At 65.3% G+C, this 23169-nt stretch carries 24 protein-coding genes; 10 read left to right on the plus strand and 14 right to left on the minus strand.

Features of this window, described 5'->3' with window-relative positions; genetic code table 11:
- Positions 1-90 precede the first annotated feature (90 nt).
- From P0204_RS03960 to P0204_RS03970, 3 genes are read left to right on the plus strand one after another with little or no spacing between them, the layout of a single operon-like run.
- The gene (locus tag P0204_RS03960; protein WP_276221873.1) at positions 91-1587 is read left to right on the plus strand and encodes a COG1361 family protein; all 1497 of its coding nucleotides are present in this window, start codon (positions 91-93) and stop codon (positions 1585-1587) included.
- A complete protein-coding gene (locus P0204_RS03965; RefSeq protein WP_276221875.1) occupies positions 1584-2264 on the plus strand; it encodes an ABC transporter ATP-binding protein in 681 nt (226 codons plus the stop codon). The genes P0204_RS03960 and P0204_RS03965 overlap by 4 nt, the downstream gene beginning before the upstream one ends.
- Positions 2257-3402 (plus strand): ABC transporter permease, encoded by a 1146-nt coding sequence (locus P0204_RS03970; protein WP_276221877.1) that lies wholly within the window; start codon positions 2257-2259, stop codon positions 3400-3402. The genes P0204_RS03965 and P0204_RS03970 overlap by 8 nt, the downstream gene beginning before the upstream one ends.
- On the opposite strand, the gene P0204_RS03975 is transcribed toward P0204_RS03970, so the two are convergent.
- The 11 genes from P0204_RS03975 to P0204_RS04025 all read right to left on the minus strand — a co-directional run bounded on the left by P0204_RS03975 (position 3399) and on the right by P0204_RS04025 (position 10874).
- The gene (locus tag P0204_RS03975) at positions 3399-3911 is read right to left on the minus strand and encodes an HTH domain-containing protein (protein WP_276221878.1); all 513 of its coding nucleotides are present in this window, start codon (positions 3909-3911) and stop codon (positions 3399-3401) included. The two genes, P0204_RS03970 and P0204_RS03975, sit on opposite strands and share 4 nt — an antisense overlap.
- A 419-nt stretch (positions 3912-4330) precedes the next feature.
- Positions 4331-5404, minus strand: a complete 1074-nt coding sequence (locus P0204_RS03980) for a methionine synthase (RefSeq protein ID WP_276221880.1) — start codon at positions 5402-5404, stop codon at positions 4331-4333.
- On the minus strand, positions 5401-6399 hold the full coding sequence (locus P0204_RS03985; RefSeq protein ID WP_276221881.1) for a 5-methyltetrahydropteroyltriglutamate--homocysteine methyltransferase: 999 nt from the start codon (positions 6397-6399) through the stop codon (positions 5401-5403). The genes P0204_RS03980 and P0204_RS03985 overlap by 4 nt, the downstream gene beginning before the upstream one ends.
- A 62-nt stretch (positions 6400-6461) precedes the next feature.
- Positions 6462-7058 carry a HemK2/MTQ2 family protein methyltransferase gene (locus P0204_RS03990; protein WP_276221883.1) on the minus strand — a complete coding sequence of 199 codons (597 nt, stop codon included), beginning with the start codon at positions 7056-7058 and terminating at the stop codon, positions 6462-6464.
- Position 7059: 1 nt separating this feature from the next.
- On the minus strand, positions 7060-7917 hold the full coding sequence (locus P0204_RS03995) for a 16S ribosomal RNA methyltransferase A (RefSeq protein WP_276221885.1): 858 nt from the start codon (positions 7915-7917) through the stop codon (positions 7060-7062).
- 263 nt (positions 7918-8180) lie between these two features.
- The gene (locus P0204_RS04000; RefSeq protein WP_276221887.1) at positions 8181-8759 is read right to left on the minus strand and encodes a DUF655 domain-containing protein; all 579 of its coding nucleotides are present in this window, start codon (positions 8757-8759) and stop codon (positions 8181-8183) included.
- 230 nt (positions 8760-8989) lie between these two features.
- On the minus strand, positions 8990-9346 hold the full coding sequence (locus tag P0204_RS04005; protein WP_276221889.1) for an RNA polymerase Rpb4 family protein: 357 nt from the start codon (positions 9344-9346) through the stop codon (positions 8990-8992).
- Between the two features lie 3 nt (positions 9347-9349).
- Positions 9350-9640: a 50S ribosomal protein L21e gene (locus tag P0204_RS04010; RefSeq protein ID WP_276221890.1), complete on the minus strand. Its 291-nt coding sequence runs from the start codon at positions 9638-9640 to the stop codon at positions 9350-9352.
- 118 nt (positions 9641-9758) lie between these two features.
- Positions 9759-10025, minus strand: coding sequence for an elongation factor 1-beta (locus tag P0204_RS04015; RefSeq protein ID WP_276221893.1), 267 nt, complete (start codon positions 10023-10025; stop codon positions 9759-9761).
- Between the two features lie 2 nt (positions 10026-10027).
- A complete protein-coding gene (locus P0204_RS04020; RefSeq protein WP_276221895.1) occupies positions 10028-10207 on the minus strand; it encodes an HVO_2753 family zinc finger protein in 180 nt (59 codons plus the stop codon).
- A gap of 82 nt (positions 10208-10289) precedes the next feature.
- The gene (locus P0204_RS04025) at positions 10290-10874 is read right to left on the minus strand and encodes a DUF2391 family protein (protein ID WP_276221896.1); all 585 of its coding nucleotides are present in this window, start codon (positions 10872-10874) and stop codon (positions 10290-10292) included.
- A gap of 194 nt (positions 10875-11068) precedes the next feature.
- On the opposite strand from P0204_RS04025, the gene P0204_RS04030 reads away from it, so the two are divergent.
- The gene (locus P0204_RS04030) at positions 11069-12028 is read left to right on the plus strand and encodes a transcription initiation factor IIB (RefSeq protein WP_276221898.1); all 960 of its coding nucleotides are present in this window, start codon (positions 11069-11071) and stop codon (positions 12026-12028) included.
- Positions 12029-12090: 62 nt separating this feature from the next.
- Here P0204_RS04030 and P0204_RS04035 read toward each other — a convergent pair whose 3' ends face one another.
- Both P0204_RS04035 and P0204_RS04040 read right to left on the minus strand, forming a co-directional pair.
- Entirely contained in the window at positions 12091-12795 is a 705-nt protein-coding gene (locus P0204_RS04035) for a bacteriorhodopsin (protein ID WP_336406466.1), read from the minus strand.
- Positions 12796-12797: 2 nt separating this feature from the next.
- Positions 12798-15119, minus strand: coding sequence for a methyl-accepting chemotaxis protein (locus tag P0204_RS04040; protein ID WP_276221899.1), 2322 nt, complete (start codon positions 15117-15119; stop codon positions 12798-12800).
- Positions 15120-15296: 177 nt separating this feature from the next.
- On the opposite strand from P0204_RS04040, the gene P0204_RS04045 reads away from it, so the two are divergent.
- The 5 genes from P0204_RS04045 to P0204_RS04065 all read left to right on the plus strand — a co-directional run bounded on the left by P0204_RS04045 (position 15297) and on the right by P0204_RS04065 (position 21162).
- Positions 15297-16694, plus strand: coding sequence for a serine/threonine protein kinase (locus tag P0204_RS04045; protein WP_276221901.1), 1398 nt, complete (start codon positions 15297-15299; stop codon positions 16692-16694).
- A 3-nt stretch (positions 16695-16697) separates the two neighbouring features.
- A complete protein-coding gene (locus tag P0204_RS04050; RefSeq protein WP_276221903.1) occupies positions 16698-17429 on the plus strand; it encodes a hypothetical protein in 732 nt (243 codons plus the stop codon).
- A gap of 153 nt (positions 17430-17582) precedes the next feature.
- Positions 17583-18293, plus strand: coding sequence for an SDR family oxidoreductase (locus P0204_RS04055; RefSeq protein WP_276221904.1), 711 nt, complete (start codon positions 17583-17585; stop codon positions 18291-18293).
- An 81-nt stretch (positions 18294-18374) separates the two neighbouring features.
- Positions 18375-19718, plus strand: coding sequence for a sodium-dependent transporter (locus tag P0204_RS04060; protein WP_276221906.1), 1344 nt, complete (start codon positions 18375-18377; stop codon positions 19716-19718).
- Between the two features lie 49 nt (positions 19719-19767).
- Positions 19768-21162, plus strand: a complete 1395-nt coding sequence (locus tag P0204_RS04065; RefSeq protein WP_276221907.1) for a sodium-dependent transporter — start codon at positions 19768-19770, stop codon at positions 21160-21162.
- Between the two features lies 1 nt (position 21163).
- On the opposite strand, the gene P0204_RS04070 is transcribed toward P0204_RS04065, so the two are convergent.
- Positions 21164-22132 carry a DMT family transporter gene (locus tag P0204_RS04070; protein ID WP_276221909.1) on the minus strand — a complete coding sequence of 323 codons (969 nt, stop codon included), beginning with the start codon at positions 22130-22132 and terminating at the stop codon, positions 21164-21166.
- Between the two features lie 228 nt (positions 22133-22360).
- Here P0204_RS04070 and P0204_RS04075 point away from each other — a divergent pair, with 228 nt between their 5' ends.
- Entirely contained in the window at positions 22361-23155 is a 795-nt protein-coding gene (locus tag P0204_RS04075) for a helix-turn-helix transcriptional regulator (protein ID WP_276221911.1), read from the plus strand.
- The last annotated feature ends 14 nt before the right edge of the window (positions 23156-23169 follow it).

A 23169-nucleotide genomic window follows, 5' to 3' on the forward strand; every position in this document is an offset into this window, starting at 1 on the left:
ACGTGTAGCCGCAGGGGCGACTATGACAGTGGTCCCTGTCCCCGGTGTCGAATTGCGCCTCCAACGAAGCGTGACGAAGGGAGGTGTCGGATGCGTCGACTGACCGCCTTCCTGGTCGGACTGCTGGTAGTGATGGGGACGCTCCCGATAGCAGTAACGGCCAACGGCGTCAACGCCTCCGTCGCGGAAGTGACGATCTCGCCGGACTCTCCCGCTCCGGATGAGACAGTGACGATCACGCCGACGATCAGGAACCTGGCGAGCAGTAACAGCTCGCTGGAGATCCGATCGGTCGTGCTTCGAGGGACTGGATACGGCATCAACGAGCTCAAGCGGATCGACAGTGTGGGGACGATCTCACCGGGCACGGAGCTCGATATCCCACTGACATACACGTTCGACGACGAGGGGGAGCGTGACCTCCGTGTGTTCGTCTACGGCGTCAACACCAAAACGGGTGAAGCAGTCCAGCTTCGATACCCCGTGACAGTCGACGTCCGCGAGCGCCATCCCCAGTTGGATATCAGGGCCAACGAGTCCGTCGTCGGCGTCGAATCCAACGGGACAGTCACCATCGCTAACGGATTGAATACACCGATCGCGAACGTCGAACTGGTGGTCGACGGACGGACCGTCGAGATGCTCAACGACCGGACCGTCTTCGCCTCGATCGGGAGCAACGAGGTCGAAACCGCCTCCTTCAGCTTCCGGCCGGAACGTGCCGGGACACAGCCCGTGACTGCGACGCTCCACTACACGATCAACGGGGACACCGAACGGACGGTGACCCGGTCGAAGACGATCCGCCCCGACGAGTTGCGTGAAGGGGTCTCGTTGGACGCCTCGGCGGTCGGAAGCGGCGAGGACCGCGCGCTGTCGGTCGACGTGATCAATCAGGGCAACACCCCCGTCGAGAGCGTCGTCGTCACCGCCACCTCGGACAACGCGACGTTCCGGCGTGCGATCGTCCAGGACATCCCCGCGGGAACGTCGGAGTCGGTCCGACTCAACGCCACCCTCTCGGAGCCGATGGCGAACGTCGACGTGACCGCGGAGTACGAGATCGGAACGCGCCAGCGGACCGCGACCACGGCGACCGAACTCCGTTCCGCGCCGGGAGCGATCACGCTGACCGGCCTCGACGTCGTCCGCGAGGGCGGGCGGCTCCAGATCTCGGGGAGCGCGAGCAACCTCGGGACGACCGAGGCAAGCAGCGTCCTCGTCTCGGTCGTCGATACGGAGCGGGTCACGCCCGCGTTCCCGAACAAGGAGTACTTCGTCGGGACGGTCCCCTCCAGTGACTTCGTCTCCTTCGATCTCTACGCACGGACCACCGGGAACGTCTCGTCGGTCCCGATCGAAGTGAGCTATCTCGTCGACGACGAGCGGGAGACACAGCGCTTCCAGGTCGACGTCACGGCGGCCGAGCCAGCGGTGCCGGTGCGACCGAACCAGAACGCGAACAACGGCGGCGGTGGCGGGATCTTCGGCGGCCTCCTCCCGGTCATCGGGGTCGGCGCAGTGGCCGCGCTCGTCATCGTCGTCGTCCTCGTCAGGTGGTACCGCCGCGGCGACGAGGAGATATGAACGTCATCGACGCACAGGGGCTCGTCAAGCGGTATCGGACCGGTGGCCAAGTGCTGGAGGCGCTCGGCGGCATCGACTTCACGCTCGACTCCGGCGAGTTCGTCTCGATCATGGGTCCAAGCGGGAGTGGCAAGACGACGCTGTTGAACATCCTCGGTCTCCTCTCGACACCCACGGAGGGGAAGGTCCTGTTGGACGGGAACGACGTGACGAACCTCGGTGACCGAAAGCGGACCACACTCCGGAAACGGAAGATCGGGTTCGTCTTCCAACACTTCTACCTGCTGCCGACACTGAACGCCGTCGAGAACGTCGAGGTTCCGCAACTGTTCGATCGGAACCCGGGAACACGTCGGCGAGCCATCGACCTGCTCGAACGGATGGGACTGGGCGATCGGCTCGATCACCGACCGGACGAACTCTCCGGTGGCCAGAAACAACGCGTCGCCATCGCCCGGTCGCTGATCAACGACCCGCGGATCGTCCTCGCGGACGAACCGACGGGGAACCTCGACCGGAAGACCGGCCGGCAGATCCTCGACGAGTTCAGGCGGATCGCCGACGACGAAGACGTCGCCATCGTCGCCGTCACACACGACGAACTGGTCAACCAGTACGTCGACCGAACGGTCCACCTCGTCGATGGAACCATCGGTCGGGAGGAAATCGATGCTTGAACCGATCTACCGGCGGTTCCCCGCCGCCCTGATGGCACGCCGGAACCTCACGCGGACGAAGATGCGGTCGCTGCTTGCGGCACTGGGGATCGTAATCGGCGTCGTCGCGATCGCCTCACTGGGGATGTTCGGCGTCTCGCTGCGGTACTCGATCACCCAGAACCTCGGCGATATCGGGAACCAGGTGACGGTCTCACCCAACGCCAACGAGGGTGTCGAATACCTGAACGACCGGGACATCCGGGACATCCAGCGTGTCGTCGGTGCCCGAACGACCGTCACGCCGGTCAGAACCGACATCGTCGAGGTACAGTTTACACGGGGGCGATCCTCACAGGAGTTCATATACGGCATCGAGAACCCGGCAGAGGTGTACACCGCGAGCGACGGGCGGGTCCCGGAGCCGTACCGGTCAGGTGCCCTCATAGGCAGCTCGGTCGCCGAGGAGTACGACATCGACAGCGGAAGTACGATCACCGTCAACGGGACCTCCCTCCGGGTCCGAGCGGTTCTGGAGGACGGCGAGTCGTTCTCCCAACTCAATCCCTCGAACCGGGTCATCGTCCCGGCGAGCCAGATCGACGAGCCGGGCTACTCACAGGTCTATATCACCGCTCCGTCGGGTGCCGAGGCCAACGCGACGGCGATGCGCATTCGGGACGCACTCAACGACCGGGAGCAACGTGTCGAGGTGAGCGAACTGGGGTCGCTGGTCGATCAGATCCGGCAGACGTTCCAGATCATCAACACCATCCTGGTCGGTATCGCCTCGATATCGCTACTGGTCGCCGGGATCTCTATCCTGAACGTGATGTTGATGTCGACCGTCGAGCGCCGCGAGGAGATCGGTGTCCTCCGCGCGGTCGGCTACCAGAAGCGTGACGTGTTGAAGGTCATGTTGATGGAAGCAGCGTTGCTCGGGATCGTCGGCGGCCTCATCGGCGTGGTGTTGAGTATCGGGGCCGGGCTGGCGATCAACCACTACACCGTCGGCGACGCGACGGCAGTGTTCAGGGTAGCTAACGCCTGGTACGTCGGTGCAGCGTTCTCCTTCGGCGTGGTGACGAGCATCCTCAGCGGGCTCTATCCGGCCTGGAAAGCAGCCAGCGAGGAACCGGTCGAAGCGTTGCGCGGCTAGGGCGTCACATCGACGCCCGGTTCGAGCCACGGGTGGGTCCGGCCCACCGTCACCGAATCGAACTGTGCCAACCAGTCGGCGTCACCGCGTTCGAAGGCCTCCAGTGCGTCACCGACAGTGTAGGTCCTGTCCTCGTCGGTACACGGGAACACACCCTGTAGCTGGCTTCCGTCGTACATCGCGAGGGAGACGACGGGGAAAACGACCACGTCCTCGACCCGGTCGAGACCGACGTAACTGCGGGTCCGGCGCTCGAAGGCCGGCTCCAGTGAATGACTGTTCCGGTCGGCCCAGTCGCGGAACTCCTCGTAGGTCGCCAGCGCACCGGACCGCTTGTCCTCGGCCATCGTCCGGATACGTTGCCATTCGCCGGCGAGCATCGACTCGCTGAAGACCCCGTTGGCTTCGAGTCGCTTGACACGGTTCAGGACCTGCTGTTGCGCGTCGAACGTACCGTACGTATCGCCGCGGAGATACAGTTCCGCCCGGAGGTGTGTGTCGTCGGTCATAGCTCTCAGTTCGACGTTCAACTGACGACAACTAAACTCTTTCCCAGGATTATGTTCGCATTCTTATGAACAACCACCGACACGGATATACCAGCCTTATTAGCCCCTAAGATCCCGTATTTACCGGCTTTCGCGTTCCAACTAAGGAGCGACATATCCTACATTTGGTATATAGTTCGTATCGATTCTGCTGGACGTTTCGGCGCGTTCGAGCCGGCTGACGACGTAATAGCGTTCGACTACTGTCGAACAGTAATTCGTCTAGAGATGAGCCGCGGGGTCGTCGCTCTGCGGTCGGGCTGTCCTCGCGGGCCGTGTCGTCGCTCGCTACAGGCACCTCTCCTCGTAAAGACGGCGAAAAACGCCGCGAATCGCGCGGCGATTCGCGAGAACCAAACTACTCGTCCGCGCCGGCTACGTCAGTCGTCCGCGCTGGCTTCCGCACCGCTGGCGACGACGTCGATCTCTCCGGCGTCCAGTTCCTGTTCGATCTCGCGGGCCGCCTGCACCATGTTCTCCATCTTGCCGCGAGCGACCTCACGGGGGAGCAGCTTCACGCCACAGTCCGGCGAGACGGTGAGCCGTTCCGGCGGGACGACCTCCAGTCCCTTCTTGATGTTGTCCTTGATCTCCTCGACGGACTCGACTTCCGCGGTGTGGGCGTCCAGAACACCCATCGCGAAGTCCTTGGTGAACTCGTGGTCTTTGAACACGTCCAGTTGTTCGTAGTCGCCGTTTGCGAGTTCGAGGTCGTACTCGTGGACGGGGTAGTCGAGGATCTCCGGATAGATCCGGGAGTAGTCGCCGTAACAGACGTGCAGTCCCAGGCGGACGTCCTCGGGTACGTCGTCGACGATGCGTTCGAGACATTCGCCGACGATGGCGTGGTCGTCGGGGGTGGTGGCGAGGGCCGGCTCGTCGATCTGGATGTAGCGAGCGCCGGCGTCGACCAGGGCCTCGATCTCCTCGTTGACGAGGTCGGCCAGTTCGTAGGCCAGGGCCTCCTCGCTGTCGTAGACTTCGTTGAACGACCAGTTCGCCAGCGTGTACGGCCCCGTGATCGGGACCTTGACCGGGCGCTCAGCGACCTCGTCGGTGAACTCGAACTCCTCGACGAGCCACTGCTCGCCGTACTCGACCTCGTCGGCGACGCTGGGCTTGTCGAAGTAGTTGTGTCCCCAAACCTTCACGCGGCCGTTGAACTCGTAGCCGTCGATCCGGTGGGCGAAGTACTCGACCATCTCGTTGCGCCGCATCTCACCGTCACAGACCACGTCGATGCCGCAACGTTCGTGTTCGTGGGTGATGAGTCGCGAAGCGTCGTCTTTCGATTCCTCCCACTCCTCCTGGCCGAAGTCGGCGTCCTCGTCTTCGAACTGTTCGCGGGCACGGTCGTGCCACTTGGGCTTGGGGTAGGAGCCGACGACGGTCGTCAGCAGGAAGTGGTCGTTGGGGTGGTCCGCCGGTCGGAACCGCTCTCGTGGTCCTGTCATGCTTCGACCTCCTCGAGGTCGGCGGCGTTTGCGAGCGCTTCCAGCTTGTCCGTGAACTTGTTGACCGGGAGGTAGAACAGCTCCGTGTTCGCGGTCGCGTAGACGGTCTCGTAGGTCGTGTTGGTCTGCTGTTCGAACCAGTCGATCCGGTCCCGGATGGTCTCGGGAGCCTCGACGAGCGTGTTCTGCCCGTCGACGACACCCAGGGCGACGTCGTCTTTCGTCCCGTACTCCTGGACGTTGTAGACGTTCTTGTCGTGGTTGGCGATCAGATCGAAGCCGATGGCGTCGACGTCAGCGTCCATCAGGTGTGCGTAGACCTTCTCTTCGAGGGCACCCCAGTAGGTGTGGGTGACGACCTGGGCGTCCACGGCGTTCGCGACGGTGTCGATCGCGGCGCTCGCGCGTTCGTCGGCACCGCCTTCGGGTGCGTTCTCGACCAGCGACGGTTCCAGCAGGAACAGCGTCTCGACTTCGGGGAACGAGCGGACCTCCTCGGCGAGGAAGTCGGCGACCGCCGAGAGGAACTCGGCGTCGTCACCGTAGTGTTCGTCTGTCGCCAGGTCGGCGAGCGAATACGGGCCCGGCAGGACCGCCTGGAGCCCCTCGTCGACGTGGTCGGCCGCGGCATCGAGGTCCGCAGCCACGTCCCCGCCGTCCGCGCCGAGGTCGCCCTGCACGACCGGCTCCCGGTAGAAGTTGTTGTTGTCGTAGTAGCGGACGATCCCGCGGGTCTCGACCTCGTCGTGGACGGCCAGCGGGTGTGCGAGCATGTCGTCCCAGCGGCCCTGTCCCTCGACAGTTCGATCGAGACCAGCGTCGGCCTGTGTCTCGATCAGTTCGGTCCGGACACGGTCGTAGGCGTCCTCGACGGCCGCGCTCTCGTCGCCCGAGATGAGGTCTGTCTTCTGGTGACCCTTCAGGTCGGCCAGTTCGTCTTTGGCCCAGTCCGGTAACGGGAACAGGCCAGGTGTCGTGGCAACTATCTGTGTCATTACTCCCGCGTACGAAATGACGGGCTTTAATATTTCCTATTCGGAGAAATGCCCTACGGTAATCACGTCTGCGAGAACCGCAGGACGACGAGTTCCTCGTACGGATGTTTCTCGCTGACGAGCCGTTCGCCGTCGAGGCCGTGCTCCCCCCCGAACGCGAGGACGGCATCGGGATCGGTGAGGCTGCTGACCAGGAGCAACACCTCGCCGTCCGTCTCGAGCACCCGGCCGACCGACGACAGGAACGGATCGACGAGTCTGCGACCGTCCTCGCCGCCGGAGAGGGCGTGTTCCATCCAGTCGTCCCACTCCGTCTCGGAGGGCGTCGGGAGATACGGCGGATTGAAGACGACGAGGTCGAAGCTCAGCGACTGGAACGGCGCGACGAGGTCGCCCCGGACAGTCTGGACCCCGTTTTGCCGGGCCTGCCGACAGGCCAGTGGACTGAGGTCGACACCGACGGCGTCGGCACCGGCCTCGGCCAGTTCTGCCGCGACGTAGCCCGAGCCGGTACCGACGTCCAGTGCCCGCATCCCGGGTTCGACGGCTTCCCGAGCGGCCCGTGCCAGGAGCGCCGAGTCCTCCGCGGGCTGGTAGACCGATTCGACGCCCCGCTCGTCGGCCAGCGACGGTCGCCCGCACTCCCGGTCTTCGTCCATCTCAGGCCTCCGGCTGGCCGACCTCGTAGGCGAGTGTCGCCAGGTCGGCGAACGCCGACGGCGACAGGTCCCCCGCACGGGCGCTCATCAGTTCCTCGTCGGCCGCCTCTACGACCGCGTCGGCGTCCCCCAGCCCCGAGATGTGGACCGTGTTCCGGACGGCGTTGCGCATCGTCTTCCGGCGCTGGGTGAACACCGCACGGAGGAAGTCCATGAAGAAGTCGTCGTCCGGGACAGAGTAGTCCGGCTCCCGGGGTGTCGTCCGGACCAGCGCGCTGGTCACGCGGGGCTGTGGGTCGAACGCCTCCTTTGGGACCGTCTCGACGACTTCGACGTCGGCGTAGTGGCCCGCCGTCACCGACAGCCGCCCGTAGTCGTCGGTTCCAGGATCGGCGGCCATCCGCTCGGCGAACTCCTGTTGGAACATCAGGACCATCGGTCGCTGGCGCGGCAACAGGCGGAAGGCGATCTCCGATGACGCACCGTAGGGCAGGTTCGAGACGCTGGCCGTGTAGTCGGGGAGATCGACCGCCAGCGCGTCTCCCTGGCGGACGGTCAGCCGGCCGGCCTCGATCTCGTCGGCGAACTCCTCGCGGAGGTGAGCCGCGAAATCGGGGTCGCGCTCGACGGCAGTCACCCGGTCGGCGACAGCGAGCAGTCGGTCTGTCAGGGCACCCGGACCCGCACCGACTTCGAGAACGTGTGAGCAGTCCATCCCCACCTCGGTCGCGTACTCCGGAATCCGGTCGAGGACGCGGTCGTCGACGAGGAAGTGCTGGTCCTTGCGGGTGTCGGCGCGCTTTCCGGCACGGCGGACGAGCGAATCCGGGTCTCTCGTGTCTGTCGCTGTGTCGGTCATTATCCCCCGTAGACGGGCCGCGATTGAAAAAGTCGCTTACTCGCCCTGTACTACGGTCACTTCCCGCTCCGTCGAGGACTCCCTCTCAGCCGTCCCCGGCCTGTGCCACGGGTCGTTCCTCCCCGCTCTACCTCGAGGCCTCGCTTCACTCGCCCTCGCCCTGTGCCACGGGTCGTTCTCCCCGCTCTACTTCGAGGCCTCGCTTCACTCGCCCTCGCCCTGTGCCACGGGTCGTTCTCCCCGCTCTACTTCGAGGCCTCGCTTCACTCGCCCTCGCCTTGCTCGGACCGGCGCACGAACGTCCGGTACTTCAGATCGTCCTCGCGCAGTTCTTCCAGGATACGCTCGATGAGCACTTCCTGGGGGTTGTGGAGCCCGCTCACTCGGTCTTGGAGGTCCTCGAAGCTCTGAAACGGCTTTCGCTTTCGCTGGTCGAGGATCGAGTTGCGCAGTTTCTTGCCGATCCCCGGTAGGAGGTTCAACTGGTGGAGCCGGAGGGTGATCGGTTGGGCGTCGTTGTAGAAGTCGACGAACCGCTGTTCGTTGTCCTCGACGACCTCCTCGACGACGTACTCCAGTTCGGAGCGAGCCCCGCTCGGGAGGTCGTCGAACTCGACCTCGTCGATACGGCCGAAAGCAGTCAGGTCGACTCGGTCACCGATCGAGACGTCCGAATCGGCGTCCAGAACGAGTTCGTAGATATAGAACTCCTCGATCCCGAGGACGAACGCGAGCGGATCTTTCTGGTGCTGTGGACGGTCGTCTGACGCCCGCCCGTGGGGGAGGACATCGATGACGACACCAGTCATGGTCGCACCGTCATCGCTCTCCGTATCACTCATAGACTGCGGTACGACCAGAGCATACTTAATGGCGAGGGATACAGAGTATCAGAAGCGCCAGGCCACACCGCAGTCGGCTTCTCGCCGGGCGGTGACTGGTCGATCGGGACGCCTGGCTAGCCGTTCCGTGTGGCGACCCTCACTCCCGCTCGGGCGTCCGATGATCGACCGGAGACACACAGCTGCGGAGTAAACGGGCGTGAGAAACAGAATTTTTCGACGGCTTTCGGTCAGGCGTACTGTTTGACGATACCGAGAACCTCGTCGAGTTCGTCCCCGGACAGCGAGTACCGCTCCTGGGCGAACACCGAGCGGAGTTCGTCTCGGTCAAGCGGGCGGAGGTTGGCGATCTTGTAGGCCGTGGCCTCGTCGACTTTCTCCAGTTCCTGGAGTTTGTCGACGAACTCGCGGGACTCCTCGGGATCGAGGAGCGCGAACCGGTTGACGTGTTCGATAGCGCGTTTGAGTTCGTAGCGCATCTCGCGGTCCTCGTCGGCGGCCCGCTCCATCTCCAGCTCTTCGAGGATCGCCTTCGTCTCGGCGTTGGTGAGGTACTCCTCGTCGAGCTTCTCTTTGAAGATGGTCATCGGTTACTCCTGACTGCGGAGGTGAGCGGGCTTGGTGATGACGGTCTTCGTCTTTCCGCCGTCGACGATCTCGACCTTGTACGCAGTCCCCTGTTCGCCGACGACAGTGCCGGTCAGACCGCTAAATCGGGGGTGGAACCGGCCGTCGGGCACTGACGGATCGATCTTCAGGTGGACCTTCTCGTCGGTCTCGAACTGTGCGACGGAGCGCTGGGGCGGCGAGGTGCCGCGGTCGCGTGGCTTGTTCTTGAGCTTGTCACGTGTCCCTTCGAGGGGTCCGTTGGAACTGGGCATTCTTGAACATCGCTTGTCCGGTCGCCCTAATAAAACGTGCGTTCCGCGGCCACGAGTGAGTGGGGCTACGAGGTGGCGTTGTGACTACGCGAACGGACGGAAACGAGAGAGTTCGGCGTTACAGTCGGCCGACAGTGTCGACATCGACGGACTCGACGTCGTCGACGTCGGCGAACGCTTCCTCGACTGCGTCGGTCCCGCCGGACTCGTCGGGGATGATGACCGTCGGGAACAGTGCGACGAGTCCGAAGGCCACGTCGTCACGCTCGAAGCCTTTGATTTTGGCACCTTCCGGAAGCGAACCTTCCAGGCGTTCCTGGAGGTCGTCGAGGTCGACTTCCGGGCTCTGTGGCATGACCTTGATCTTGGCAGCGACTTTCCCCATCGTTATGGCCCCGTGAAACCGCAGTCAGGACACTTGTACAGGTTACTCTGCTTCCGGCAGGTCGCACACCGGTAGATCTGGTGCCCGCAGTCTGGGCACTTGAACGCAGCGGCGTTCGTGCCGGCGATGTTGATGCCACACGAGACGCACTTTTGCGTCCGCTTCTGTTGGCTCTCGCTCATACCATCCCGTATCCGACCGCGGCTTTTAACGATTGCCAAACGCCCCCGACACCGTGAGCCGGTACCACACTGTGGCCAGGCGTCAGCTTCCGGGCAGGATGTCGCCCAGCGCGGCGCCGATAGACATCGGGACGAACGCGACGGTACAGATCGAGAGCGATTCGACGAGCGCCGCCGGCGCCGTCGACCACTCGACCATCCCCCACGAAGTGAGCAACGCGACCGAGACGACGAACGCGGTCCCCGTCACCCCGACCAAGCGCCGTGGGACGAGCCCGAGATACGCGTTCGCGACACGCACGTCCTGGATGTCGGCGACGTAGAGGATGCTGATGACGATGCCGATAGCGGCGACCAGCGTCCCGAGGAGGTACAGCGGGTGCTGTGCGATGTGTCGTCCGGCGTCGACCGTTCCTCCCTCGACTGCCATCGGGATGCCGAACAACAGCGATCCCAGCACCGCCTCTGCGAGGTCACTCCGGTCGAATCCCCAGACGACACGCCCGAAGACGAGCGGGTCGTCGTCCTGGGAGTCTGCGGCGGCCCGCATGGCCTCTCGGACCTGTTCGCGCTCCGTGGGACTGTCGACGAGCGCTTCCAGTTCCTCCAGTTCGTCGAACAGGGTTCCGATCCCGTCCTCGTCGTCCGTCTGGGACTCCTGAGTCATGACCTGGCAGTATTTCCACTTTCGGCGACTCGCTAATGCCAGTTCTGGTCGGGTGACGGGAACACTCGACGATAATTTTCCCGGTCGGAAGATCGTATATAGCCCTTGTGGCCGACTATCACCCCCTATCGAAGGGCGTTTTTGCTTTCAGCACAACATTTATATAGGTCAGAACGTTCTCCTTAAAAGAACACATGGAACGGCCGACGCGCCAGCGGGACACGGACCAGGAGGAGCGCGAGCAGGAGTCCGAAGACACGGGCCAGCAGACGTGTCCGGAATGTGAGTCGGAGTCCATCTCTAGCGACGGGGGTGGAGAACTCGTCTGTGAGGACTGTGGCCTCGTCATCGAGGACGAAAACATCGACAGGGGTCCCGAGTGGCGGGCGTTCAACCACTCGGAGCGACAGTCCAAGTCCCGGGTCGGAGCGCCGACGACCCAGACGATGCACGACAAGGGACTGACGACCCAGATCGACTGGAAGGACAAGGACGCGTACGGACGCTCACTCTCCTCGGAGAAGCGCAGCCAGATGCACCGACTGCGAAAGTGGCAGGAGCGTATCCGGACCAAGGACGCCGGCGAGCGAAACCTCCAGTTCGCGCTCTCGGAGATCGACCGTATGGCCTCGGCACTGGGCGTCCCGCGCTCGGTACGGGAAGTCGCCTCGGTCATCTATCGACGGGCACTGGACGAGGACCTGATCCGGGGCCGCTCTATCGAGGGCGTCGCGACGGCCTGTCTCTACGCGGCGTGTCGACAGGAGGGCATCCCCCGGAGCTTAGAGGAGGTCTCGGACGTCTCCCGGGTCGAACAGAAGGAGATCGGACGGACCTATCGGTACGTGGCCCAGGAACTCGAACTCAAGATGGAACCGGTCGATCCCAAACAGTACGTCCCCCGGTTCGCCTCGGAACTGGAACTCTCCGAGGAGGTCCAGTCCAAGGCCAACGAGATCATCGACAAGACCGCCGAGCAGGGACTCCTCTCCGGGAAGTCCCCGACGGGCTATGCCGCCGCAGCGATCTACGCGGCCTCGCTGCTCTGTAACGAGAAGAAGACCCAGCGGGAGGTCGCCGACGTGGCACAGGTGACAGAGGTCACCATCCGGAACCGGTACCAGGAACAGATCGAAGCGATGGGCATCCACTGACGCGCCGGTCGATCGTGGGGAGTGGGTGGTGGTTTTTTCGCCGTAGATCCGGAAGTTGCGGCTCAGTCGCCGGCAGCGACAGCGCCCTCGCTCTCGGCGATCGAGACGAGCGTCGTCCGGCCGTAGAGGGCGATCAGGCCGAAGCCGACTTTCGTCACCACGTCCAGGTAGGTGATCACCAGCGCGGTCGTCTCGACGTCCATGAGAGCGATCCCCGCCTGACCGAGCACCCAGACGACTGGATAGACCAGCCACAGGACGACGACGAAGTTCCGCAGCGTCCGGTAGAGTCCCGCTTCGATGTCCGAGAGTGAAGCTGTCGCCGTGGCCGCGACGTCACGGTAGAGCAGATAGACGACGCCGGCGAAAGCCAGGCCGCCGAGCGCGAACAGCCCGTAGCTCACCGGAGACGACGTCACTGCTCCGGCGAAGCCGAAGACGATCGTCAACGCCTGCAGGGCGACGAGTTTGGCGAGGTCCTGCCGGGAGGCGTGTGCCAGCAGGCCGAGATAGAGGACGTTGATCGGGGTCGTCAACAGCCAGTCGACGTACCGGACCACGTAGACGGTATGCCCGTCGCTCTGGACCGTCCCGATCCCCAGAAAGAGCAGTGCGTAGGCCACGACGGCGATCCCCGGGATCGCGACGAGCAGGAGATACCGTCGTCTGTCGCTCTTCGGGACGAGCGTGTAGCCGTATGCCAGTACGGCCGTCCCGAGCAGTTCACCGAGCAGTCCCAGCATGAACCAGGTCGTTATCGTGTCCATTGTTAGTCGTCGGTCGCAGCGGTCGTCTGGCCGTTGCCGGTGCCGGATGCGGCGTCGACCTCGAAGCGTTCGAGCAGCGATTCCAGTTCCTCCGCGCGGGCCTGGAGTTCACCGGCGGATTCCGAGACCTGCGCGATCGATGCGGCCTGGTCTTCGGCCGCACCCGCGACGGTATCGGCCTCGGTCGCAGTCTGTTGGCTGATGTCCGCCAGGTCGTCGATCGTCCCCATGACTTCCTGTGCCGTACGGGCCTGTTCCTCGGTCGCCCGGTCGATCTCCTGGATGCCGGTGTCGACCTCCTCGGTGTACTGGACGATCGTCTCCAGGGCGTCGACGGTCTCCTCGACGGTCTCGACGCCTTCGGTGATCCGCTCGCTGGTCGACTCCATCGTCTCGACGGTCTCGCCGGCCTGTGACTGGATGCGTTCGATCCGGCCCTCGATGTCGCCGGCGGCTTCCTTGGTCTCCTCGGCGAGGGACTTGATCTCGTCCGCGACGACGGCGAAGCCCTCGCCCTGACCGTCGGCGTGAGCCGCCTCGATCGACGCGTTCAGTGCCAGCATGTTCGTCTGCTCGACGATCGAAGTGATGACGCCGACGATCTCACCGATCTCATCCAACTCGTCGTCGAGCGCGGTGATCTCTTCGACGGTCGCCTCGGTCTGGTCTTCGATGGCGTTCATCTCGGTGATCGCCTCCTGGGCGGCCTCTCGACCGTCTTCACCGACCTCGGCAGCCGATTGAGAGGTGTCAGCGACCTGCTGGGCGGAGGAGGCGACTTGCTGTGCCGTCGCCGAGAGGTTCTCCATCTCGCCGGCGGCGGACTCCAGCCCCTCGTTCTGTTCGGTCGTCCCCTCGAAGATCTCCTGGATGGACTTCGAGACCTGCTGGCTCGCCTGGTCGACCCGCTTGGCGTTGGACTCGACGCGCTCGCTGGACTGCATCACGCTGCCCGTGAACGAGCGCACGTCCGAGAGGAGGGCTTCCAGCGCGTCGAGGGTCGTGTTTATCTCCTCGCCGACCTCGGCCATCGCGTCGCTCATGCTTTCGGTGTCGACACGGGCGGTCAGGTCCCCGTTGGCGGCCGCCTCCAGGGCCTGACTGTACTCCTGGGCCTTCAGTTCGAGGTGACTGCTGAGGGCCTCCATCTCGTTGCGCTCCTGTTCGACCTCCGAACGGGCCTGCTCGGCGTCCTGTTTCGCTTCCTCGGCTTCCTCGCGTGCGCGCTCGGCGGCCGATATCTGCTCGTCGAGGTTCGTCCGCATGTTGTCGAACGCCGAGTACAGCGTCCCGAACTCGTCTGTCCGGGACGTTTCGAGGGTGACGTCCAGGTCACCGTCGGCCATCGCCTGTGCCTTCGTCGAGAGGCGCCGCAGCGAGACGATGGTGTTGCTGCCGATCGTGACCCCGACCAGTCCCAGGTTCACGATCGCGATGAGGATCAGGCCGACGAGGTCGGAGTTGATCTGGCTGCTGAGCGCGTAGGCCTGTTGTGGGTTCGCGTGGACCATCACGACCCAGTCGTGAGAGTCCAGTCGGCTCAGTCCCATGAGCATCGAGTCGGTCTCGACGAAGTCGCTCTGTCCGCCCTCCAGCGACTGGAGCGGGTTCTCGCCCCCCGTGGCGACCGGCGCGGTCGTCCCGATCATCGAGTGGTTCGGATGCGAGACGAACTGCCCGTCGGTGTTGACCACCGTCGTGAACGATCCGTCGCGCTGGTTCGAGATCTCGTCGGCCTTGGCACCGAGATCGGTCATGTAGACCAGTGCCCGGTTCTCCGCGCCAGGGACCGGCGAGACGACGGCGATGATCGGGTGGTCGACGACCGAGACGCTGAACGGTTCCGTCACGTGCGTATCGTCCGGGCTCTCGAACTCCGGAGGATCGGTCGCGAACGGCGCGCCCTGCTCGGCGGCGTTGACGCCGACGAACTCCTGGTTCGAACTCTCGGTGATCACTCCTGTCTCGGTGTTGACGTAGTGGACCGCGACGACATCCGGTGGAACGGAGTCGGTTTCGATCAGTGCTTCGAGCCTGTCCTGTCGTTCTGTGGCGGACCCGTCGGCGAAGACGGGGAGGCGTGATGTCGTCCGTACGTCCCGCTGGGTCGTGGTCAGCCAGGCGTCTAACTGTCCCGCTTGTGTCCCCGATAGCGCCGTCATGTCGGTGGCCACGTCGTCTTCCAGCGTGGCCGAAGCCTGAACGCTGATGACGGCACCGAACGCAACGACGACGACGATCGCGAACGCGAGCGCGACACCGAGACGCGTGGCGTAACTGTCACCGACGACGCTCGGGAGCAGTGTGTCCCTCTCTTCGGTCATCTGGTGCATCTAGGCAAAAACCGTTCTAAAACGTTGGTCCCCTATTCTCACCACTGATAAGCGGGTGTCGTCGTGCTGTCTGATCGGACCGGGACCGGGGTCGGGATAGCCGTGGCACAGCGTGCTACCCAATAGCATAATACATGACGAGCGTCCTAGTTCCGACGAACGACCGGTATGTCATCAGACGCCCCCGGGTCTCGGGACCCCCGACAGCTCATCGCCGACGTGATCACGGGTGGGGATACCGGTCGCGGCACGATTCCGCCGCTGCTCGGTCTGCTCGACGTCGGCGACCGGCAGGTCCGACTCGGTGCGGCGACGGCGCTCTGTCTCGTCGCCGAGGAGCATCCCGACGCAGTGCCGGTCCTCGTCCGACGGCTCGCCGACCGGCTCGACGAGGGGCCGGCGACGGAACTGGCGCTGTCGTATCTGGCTGTCAGCTATCCCGAGGCGGTCGCGGAGGGCGTCGGCGACCTCACCGACGAAAAGCAAGCGTACATCCGCCGCCAAACCGCCGTCGGGCGAGGGAACGCGATACTGGACCGGTCGCCGCTGTCGAACCGCGACCTCGGGCGGACGACGCTGCCGGATCAGGGCGACGGCTACGGGCCACGGAGGGTGTACACCGAAGACGACGAGACGGACCACGGTGGCGGAGCCGGAGGTCAGGAGCAGGATCTGGACGGAGAGCCCGACGCCGCGCCGCTGGTCGCCGACTCCGACTGGCTCCCGATCGTCGAGTACGAGAGCCCCTTCGACCGGCTCTCGATCCTCGCGCCGCGTGACAGCCGCCGCTACGGTGACAGCTACCGCACGCTCGGAATACGCGACGACGACGAATACGCGCTCGCGATCCAGTTGCTCGACCATCCGGCCGGCGAGACGGAGTTCCTCGCCGATCTCGCGTCACGGCTCGACGAGTGGGAGAGCGTCAGCGACATCGAGAACGTCCTGGCGCTGTACGGCTGGCACCGGGAGCCGGGACCGTGGATCGCGACGGAGTACACCGCGGAGACGCTCGAAGACCGCGGGGAGTTTGAGCCTGCCGACGCCGTCTGGCACGCCAGCCAGTTGGCCGGAGCGGTGACGGAACTCCACGAACGGGGGACCGTCCACGGCGGTATCGACCCCGAGAACGTGGCGTACTACGGGAACGTCCTCACCGAGGACGAGCGCCAGCCGCCCCTGCTGGACAACGTCGGGCTGTTGGGGGTCTACCGGTATCACTTCGATCCCGCGACCTACCTCGACCCGCGCTATGCCGCACCCGAATATTACGACCGGCGGTTCGGTCGGGTCGACCACGCGACCGACATCTACCAACTCGGCGCCGTCTGTTTCCGGCTGTTCACCGGGCGCGCCCCCTTCACGGGATCGTTCAGCACCATCCGCGACCAGGTACTCGATGGCGATGTCCCCGCACCCAGCGAGGTCGCTGACGTGCCCGAACCGGTCGACGACATCGTGGGGAAAGCGCTGGCCCGGGAGAAACTGGCGCGGTACGAAACTACCAGCCAACTCACACAAGAGCTACGTGCCCTGGGTAACCCAGACACAGGTAGTGGTGATTAGCCGGTGCAGATAGGGGGGTTCAGGGTCGAGTTACAGTTCGTCGCGGACAACCCCAACCTCACGTTCATATTTTTCATTGCACTTACACTTCTGACCGTCCTCGGTGCCCGCTTCAGTTTCTACGCGTATCGGAACAGACAGGCGAGTGACCTGGCGACGGACGCACGTCTGTGGGACTATCTCGTCGCCGTCGGCGTCTTCGCTGTCGGGTTCGCCCTGCTCGGCATCGTCGAGATCGTGACGACGCTTCAGCTTCCGATCAAGGGCAGTCTCGTCCTCGCCCACGTCCTCGTGTTGGCGACAGCGATGCGGGTCCTCTACCGGAGCATCGTCCCAGCCGGCGAGGAGGATCTGGGGACCTACGAGAGGGTGCTGACACGGGCCGCAGTCGTCGCGGTCGCGGTCGTCGGGATCGGATCGGCGCTCGTCGGCCGACACCCGTTCGTCGTCGCCGTCATGGGTATCAGCGCCGGCACGTTCGCGGCGGCAGGCGTCTCCTTCGGCCACCGCGGGGCCGCCGAGACCCGCGTCCAGGGCACCGTCATCGACACGCTGTTGCGCCACCTGCTCCCGGTCTTGCTGTTCGGTGCGCTGGTCCCGATTGTCGACCTGGCGACGCTGGCCGGGCTGGATCGAGCCGTCGTCCTCCACGTCCAGGTGGTGTTCGTCATCATGACCGCGACGACGTTGATGACGGCGACGATCAAGCTCCGACAGAACCTCGCGACGCTGTGAGCCACCGAAGGGTAGGGTCCCGGCTGCCTGGCCGTCATCGCGATCGAGCCGTCGGCGGGGTGTGGGACGCTCACCACGCTCGCTCGGCTGTTTCCGGGAACTCCCCTCCCGGTCACCCCCTGATTTATCGGGCTGCCGTCCTTCACCGAGTGTATGTCAGTCGAATTTGACTTCGGCGGCGAAGTAGCCCTGGTAACCGGCGTCGGTGGCGCGCTGGGCAGTGCTGTCGCGAACGCGTTTCTGGAGGCCGGTGCGACCGTCTGTGGGGCCGACGTGGTCGAGCCCGACAGCGAGGACTTCCTGCTGTCCGATCCGGGCCGGATCGAGTTCCACCAGGGCGATTTCACCGACGAGGACGACGTCGCCACCGTCGTCGAGCGCGTGGTCGACGACCACGGCCGCCTGGACTATCTCCTGAACGTCGCCGGTACCTGGCGTGGTGGCGACCCACTCCACGAGACCGACGCCGACACGTTCGATTTCCTCTTCGGCGTCAACCTCAAGACCATGTTCCTGGCCTCGAAACACGCCATCCCACACCTACAGGAGACGGAAGGCGCCATCGTCTCCGTGTCGGCCCGCTCCTCGCTGGAGGGCGGGAGCGGCGACGGCCTCTACCGGGCGACGAAAGCCGGCGTGCGACTCCTGACCGAGAGTATCGCCGAGGAGAACCTCGGCACCGTCCGGGCCAACTCCGTGATGCCCAGCGTCATCGACACGCCGATGAACCGCGAGATGATGCCAGACGCCGACTTCGAGGAGTGGGTCGATCCCGAACAGATCGGCGCTGTGATGTTGTTCCTCTGCTCGGACGCGGCGAGCGTGACCAGCGGCGCGGCCGTTCCGGTATACGGCGAGGCCTGAGAGCAGTCGAGACAGTGTCGGTCGTCCGGACCGAACTGAATCACAGGCGTTAACACCGACAGCGGGAAAGCGCCAGCAGATATGAGCGACAGAGAGACCTGGACGACCCGACTCGGATTCATCCTCGCGGCAGTGGGGAGCGCAGTGGGACTGGGCAACCTCTGGCAGTTCCCGTTCAAGACGGGTGCCAACGGCGGTGCGGCGTTCGTCGTGTTCTACCTGATCGCCGTGCTGTTTATCGGCTTCCCCGCGATGCTGGCCGAGTTCGTCCTCGGCCGGCGGACGAACGTCAACGCCGTCGACGCCTTCGGGGAACTCGGGCACCACGGCTGGCGTCTCGTCGGCGGGATCGGCATCCTCACCGGCTTCTGGATCCTCTCGTACTACAACGTCGTCGGCGGGTGGGTCCTCCGGTACATCCTGGGCAGTGCGACCGGCGCGTACTTCGGCGATCCCGGCGGCTACTTCGGCGCTGTCTCCGCAGGTCCCGAGGCGGTGCTGGCACAGGCGGTCTTCCTGGCGCTGGTCGTCGGCATCGTCGCGCTGGGCATCGAGGACGGCATCGAGAAAGCGACGACGGTGATGGTCCCCAGCATCGTCGTGTTGATGATCGCGCTGGCGGCCTGGGTGGCGACGCTGCCCGGTGCCGGCGCCGGCTACGCCTTCTTCCTCTCCCCGGACCTGGGGACGATGGTCGACAACGCCGGGAGCATCATCCCCTTCGCCGTCGGGCAGGCGTTTTTCACCCTCTCGCTGGGGATGGCGATCATGATCACCTACTCCTCGTACGTCGGCGAGGACGACAACCTCGTCTTCGACGGCGGGATCATCGTCGTGATGAACACGCTCGTCGGCGTGCTGGCCGGCCTGGTCGTGTTCCCGATCCTGCTGACCATCGACTACCAGATCACGACGACCACCGGCGGCCCCGGAGCGTTGTTCGTCGCCACCGCCTCGGGCTTTAGCTCCGTCCCGTTCGGCCGGCTGTTCGGGGTCGTCTTCTTCGGCGTCGTACTCATCGCGGCGCTGTCCTCTGCGATCAGTCTCCTCGAAGTCAGCGTCGCCTGGGCCAACGACAACTTCGGCGTCTCCCGGCCCGTGCTGGCGACCGGGATCGGCGTCGGCCTGTTCGTCCTGGGCCTGCCCTCGGCGTGGGACACCGCCTGGCTGACCTGGTTCGACAACTTCGCTTACCAGCTGTTCCTCCCGCTGTCGGCGCTGCTGGTCGTCGTCTTCGTCGGCTGGGTGCTGGGCGAGGACGCCGTCGCCGAACTCCGACAGGGGACCGGCGGGCTGGGCTGGTTCGGCCCGGTGTGGCTGTGGGCACTTCGACTGGTCGTCGTCGCCGGTATCCTCGCGACACTCGGGCTGGGCGTCGAGACGATGTTCCTGGGCGAGGACCCCGCCGTCGTCCAGCCGTTCTGACAATTCTCGTCCCGTCAGTCTTTTCGTCGTCCGTACGGACCGGGGGACAATGACCAGAGCGACCTGGCGGACCAGAGTGGGCTTCGTGCTCGCCGCCGTCGGCAGCGCCGTCGGTCTGGGGAACATCTGGCGGTTCCCCTGGCTGACCGCACAGAACGGCGGCGGGGCGTTCCTGTTGTTGTATCTGCTCGTCGTCGTCCTCGTCGGCGTCCCGGGACTGCTGGGCGAGATGGTGATCGGCCGGCGGAGCGGGCGGAACCCCGTCGGTGCCTTCGGAACGCTGGGCGGGGACCGCTGGCGCCCGCTGGGCGGGCTGGCCCTGTTCGCGTCGGTCGTCGTCCTCTCGTTTTACTCCGTGGTCGGCGGCTGGATTCTGCGGTACACCGTCGCCAGCGCGACCGGCGCGTACTTCCCGGCCCCACAAGAGTACTTCGCGGCGATCGATTACGGCGTCGGTGCCGCGGGCTTTCACGCCCTGTTCCTGCTGGCGACGGCGGCAGTCGTCTACGTCGGCGTCGACCGCGGCATCGAGGTAGCCACGACCGTGATGGTCCCGGGGATCGTCCTCATGCTCGGTGGGCTGGCCGTCTGGGCGGGAACTCTCGACGGGGCCACGGGCGGCTACGAGTTCTACCTCTCGCTGGATCTGGCCTATCTGCGGGCGAACTTCTTCGACGTGCTCGGAGCCGCGGCGGGACAGGCGCTGTTTACCCTCTCGGTGGGCGCAGGCGCGATGTTGACCTACGCTTCGTATTTGGGTGAGGACCGTTCACTGGCCGCCGACGGCACCCTCATCGCCGGACTCAACACCGGTATCGGGGTGTTGGCCGGGCTCGTCATCTTCCCGCTGTTGTTCTCGCTGGGCGTCGATCCGGGTGCCGGCGGCCCCGGCGCGCTGTTTATCAGCCTCGCCGGTGCGTTCGCCAGCCTTCCCTACAGCCGGCTCGTCGGGATCGCGTTCTTCGGCGTCGTGTTGCTGGCTGCGCTGTCCTCGTCGATCAGCATCTACGAGGTGCTGGTCTCGTATCTGGTCGACGAGCACGGAGCGTCCCGGGGAGGAGCGACCGCCGCCGTCGGCACGCTGTTTCTCGTCACGGGGACCGGTGCGGCACTGTCGCCGTCCCTGTTTACACTGTTGGCCGACACGATCGCCAACCTCGCGCTCACCGCGGGGCTGCTCGGGTTCTTGCTGTTCGACGGCTGGGTGCTGGGACGGCTCGCCCTGGAGGAGTACGAACTGGGAGCGGGTCGCATCGCGACGCTCGCGGGGCGCCCGTGGTTCGTCGCGATCGCAGTGATTCTGCCACTCTTTCTGGCGTTTACGTTCGTCACGGGGATCGGCGGTGTCGTCGGTGTCACGCCGACCGCTGGACAGTCCAGTGCGATCGCCGTCGCCGTCGTCGGGGGCTGTATCGCGCTGTTCTCGCGGCGGAGCCGAGCGTAGCTCAGTCGGCCTCGAACGCCCGGACCTCGCCGTCGATCTCGAAGTGGTTCACGTCGGGTTCGTAGCCCGGGCGGAGCCGCCGGCGGTCGACGGAGTCGCTCCCGATGACGGCGAAGCCGACGAAGATGGTGAGGAAGCCGACGACGGCCGTCGGGGGGATGGTCTCGTCGAGCAGCGCCCACCCGCCCAGCGTCGAGACCGCCGGGACGACGTAGAACACCAGGTTCGCCCGGATGGCGCCGACCTCGTCCAGCAGTCCGAAGTAGGCGATGTAGGCGACAGCGCCGGCGAACACGCCGACGTAGCCAAGCGCCAGTAGGCCGGGGGCCGTCCAGGCCACGGCCGCGATCGACTCGCCGGCCGCGACGCTCAGGCCGTGGGTCAGCGCCGACGCCAGCGGGAGTGCCCAGGCGACCCGGACGGTACTGGAGAGGCCGCTGTCTGCCCAGCGGATGAGGACGCTCCCGAGCGCAGCGGCCACGGCGGCGGCGAACAGGACGAGTTGCCCCAGGCCGCCGTTGGCGAGCATCGCCGGGTCCGGGTCGACGACCAGTGCGACCCCGAGCAGGCCGACGACCATCCCGACCGTCCCGCGACGCGAGAGCCGTTCGGTCGAGAGCAGGAGTGCGGCGAACACCGGCGTCAGGATCGGGTTCAGGCTGAAGACGATCGCGGCGACGGCACTGGTCGCGGACTGCTGGCCGACGAACAGGAGCGCGTTGGTCAACCCGATCGCGAGCAGTCCGGTGACACCGATCCCGAGGAGGTCACCGCGAGTCCGCGGGAGCAGGTCGGCCCGGGACCGCGTCGCGAGGACGTACACCGCCAGTGCCAGCGCGGCGATGTCGAACCGCAACGCGACGAACAGCAGCGGCGGGAAGTAGTCGAGGCCCGCCTTCACGGCGACGAAGGTCCCGCCGAACAGCACGCTCGCGGCGATAGCGAGTCCGGGGACACGGCGTGAGATCATCCGGACACCTCCAGCAGGGAGTCTCCGGGCACGCCCGGAGAGAAGAACCAAAACAGCATACCGTAGACCATGCTCATCACATTCCATAAGAGGGTCTCTATGGGCATAAGGGCGTCCAGAAACCCTTACGCGCCGGGAAACGCCGACTCGGGGTTCCCAGTCCGACACGGTGTGAAATCCTTTCACGGTACGAAAAACCCTTTGCCCGTCGGGGCGCAACGAGCGCCCATGGAATCCGCGCTGGAGGAGATCGAGTTCTTGGCGCTGTCGCCCAACCGGGTGACGGTGCTGTCGGCCCTGGCTACGGGACACCACACTCGGAGCGAACTCGCGGACCGCACGGGGGCCTCACAGGCGACACTCGGTCGCATTCTCGCCGACTTCGAGGACAGAGCGTGGGTCCGCCGCCGGGACGGGGGGTACGTCGCGACCGCGACCGGCCGACTGGTCGCCGACGGGGTCGAGGAGCTGGTCGGGATCGTCGAGACCGAACAGGACCTCCGGGGAATCGTCGACTATCTGCCGACAGCGGCGATCGACTTCGATCTGCGGGAACTGGCCGACGCGACGATCACGACGCCGACAGAGACCCGACCGAACGCGCCCCTCCAGCGGCTGCTCGGGATGCTCGCGGACGCCGACACCGTCTACGCGTTCTCGCATACGTTCAACGATCAGAGCCTCGGAGCCGTCCAGGAGCAGGTCGTCGAACACGGCCAGGGCTTCCGCGGTGTCTTCTCGCGGACGGCGATCGAAGCACTCGCCGACGACCCCCGACTCCGGGACCGCCTCCGGACGCTGTTGAGTGCAGACAGCGCTACGATCAGGATTCGAGACGAGCGGATTCCGCTGGCAGCGATGGTGGCCGACGACACCGTCTTCCTCCTCTTGCGTGACGCGGACGGCATCCTGCGGGCCGGCATCGACACCGACGCCGCGGCCGTCCGAGCGTGGGCCGACGACACCTTCGAGCACTACTGGGCGACGGCGACGCCACTGGCGGCGAGCGATCTGGAGTCGTGACCGGACCCGAGAAC

Source organism: Haloarcula halophila, from assembly GCF_029278565.1.
GTDB lineage: Archaea > Halobacteriota > Halobacteria > Halobacteriales > Haloarculaceae > Haloarcula > Haloarcula halophila.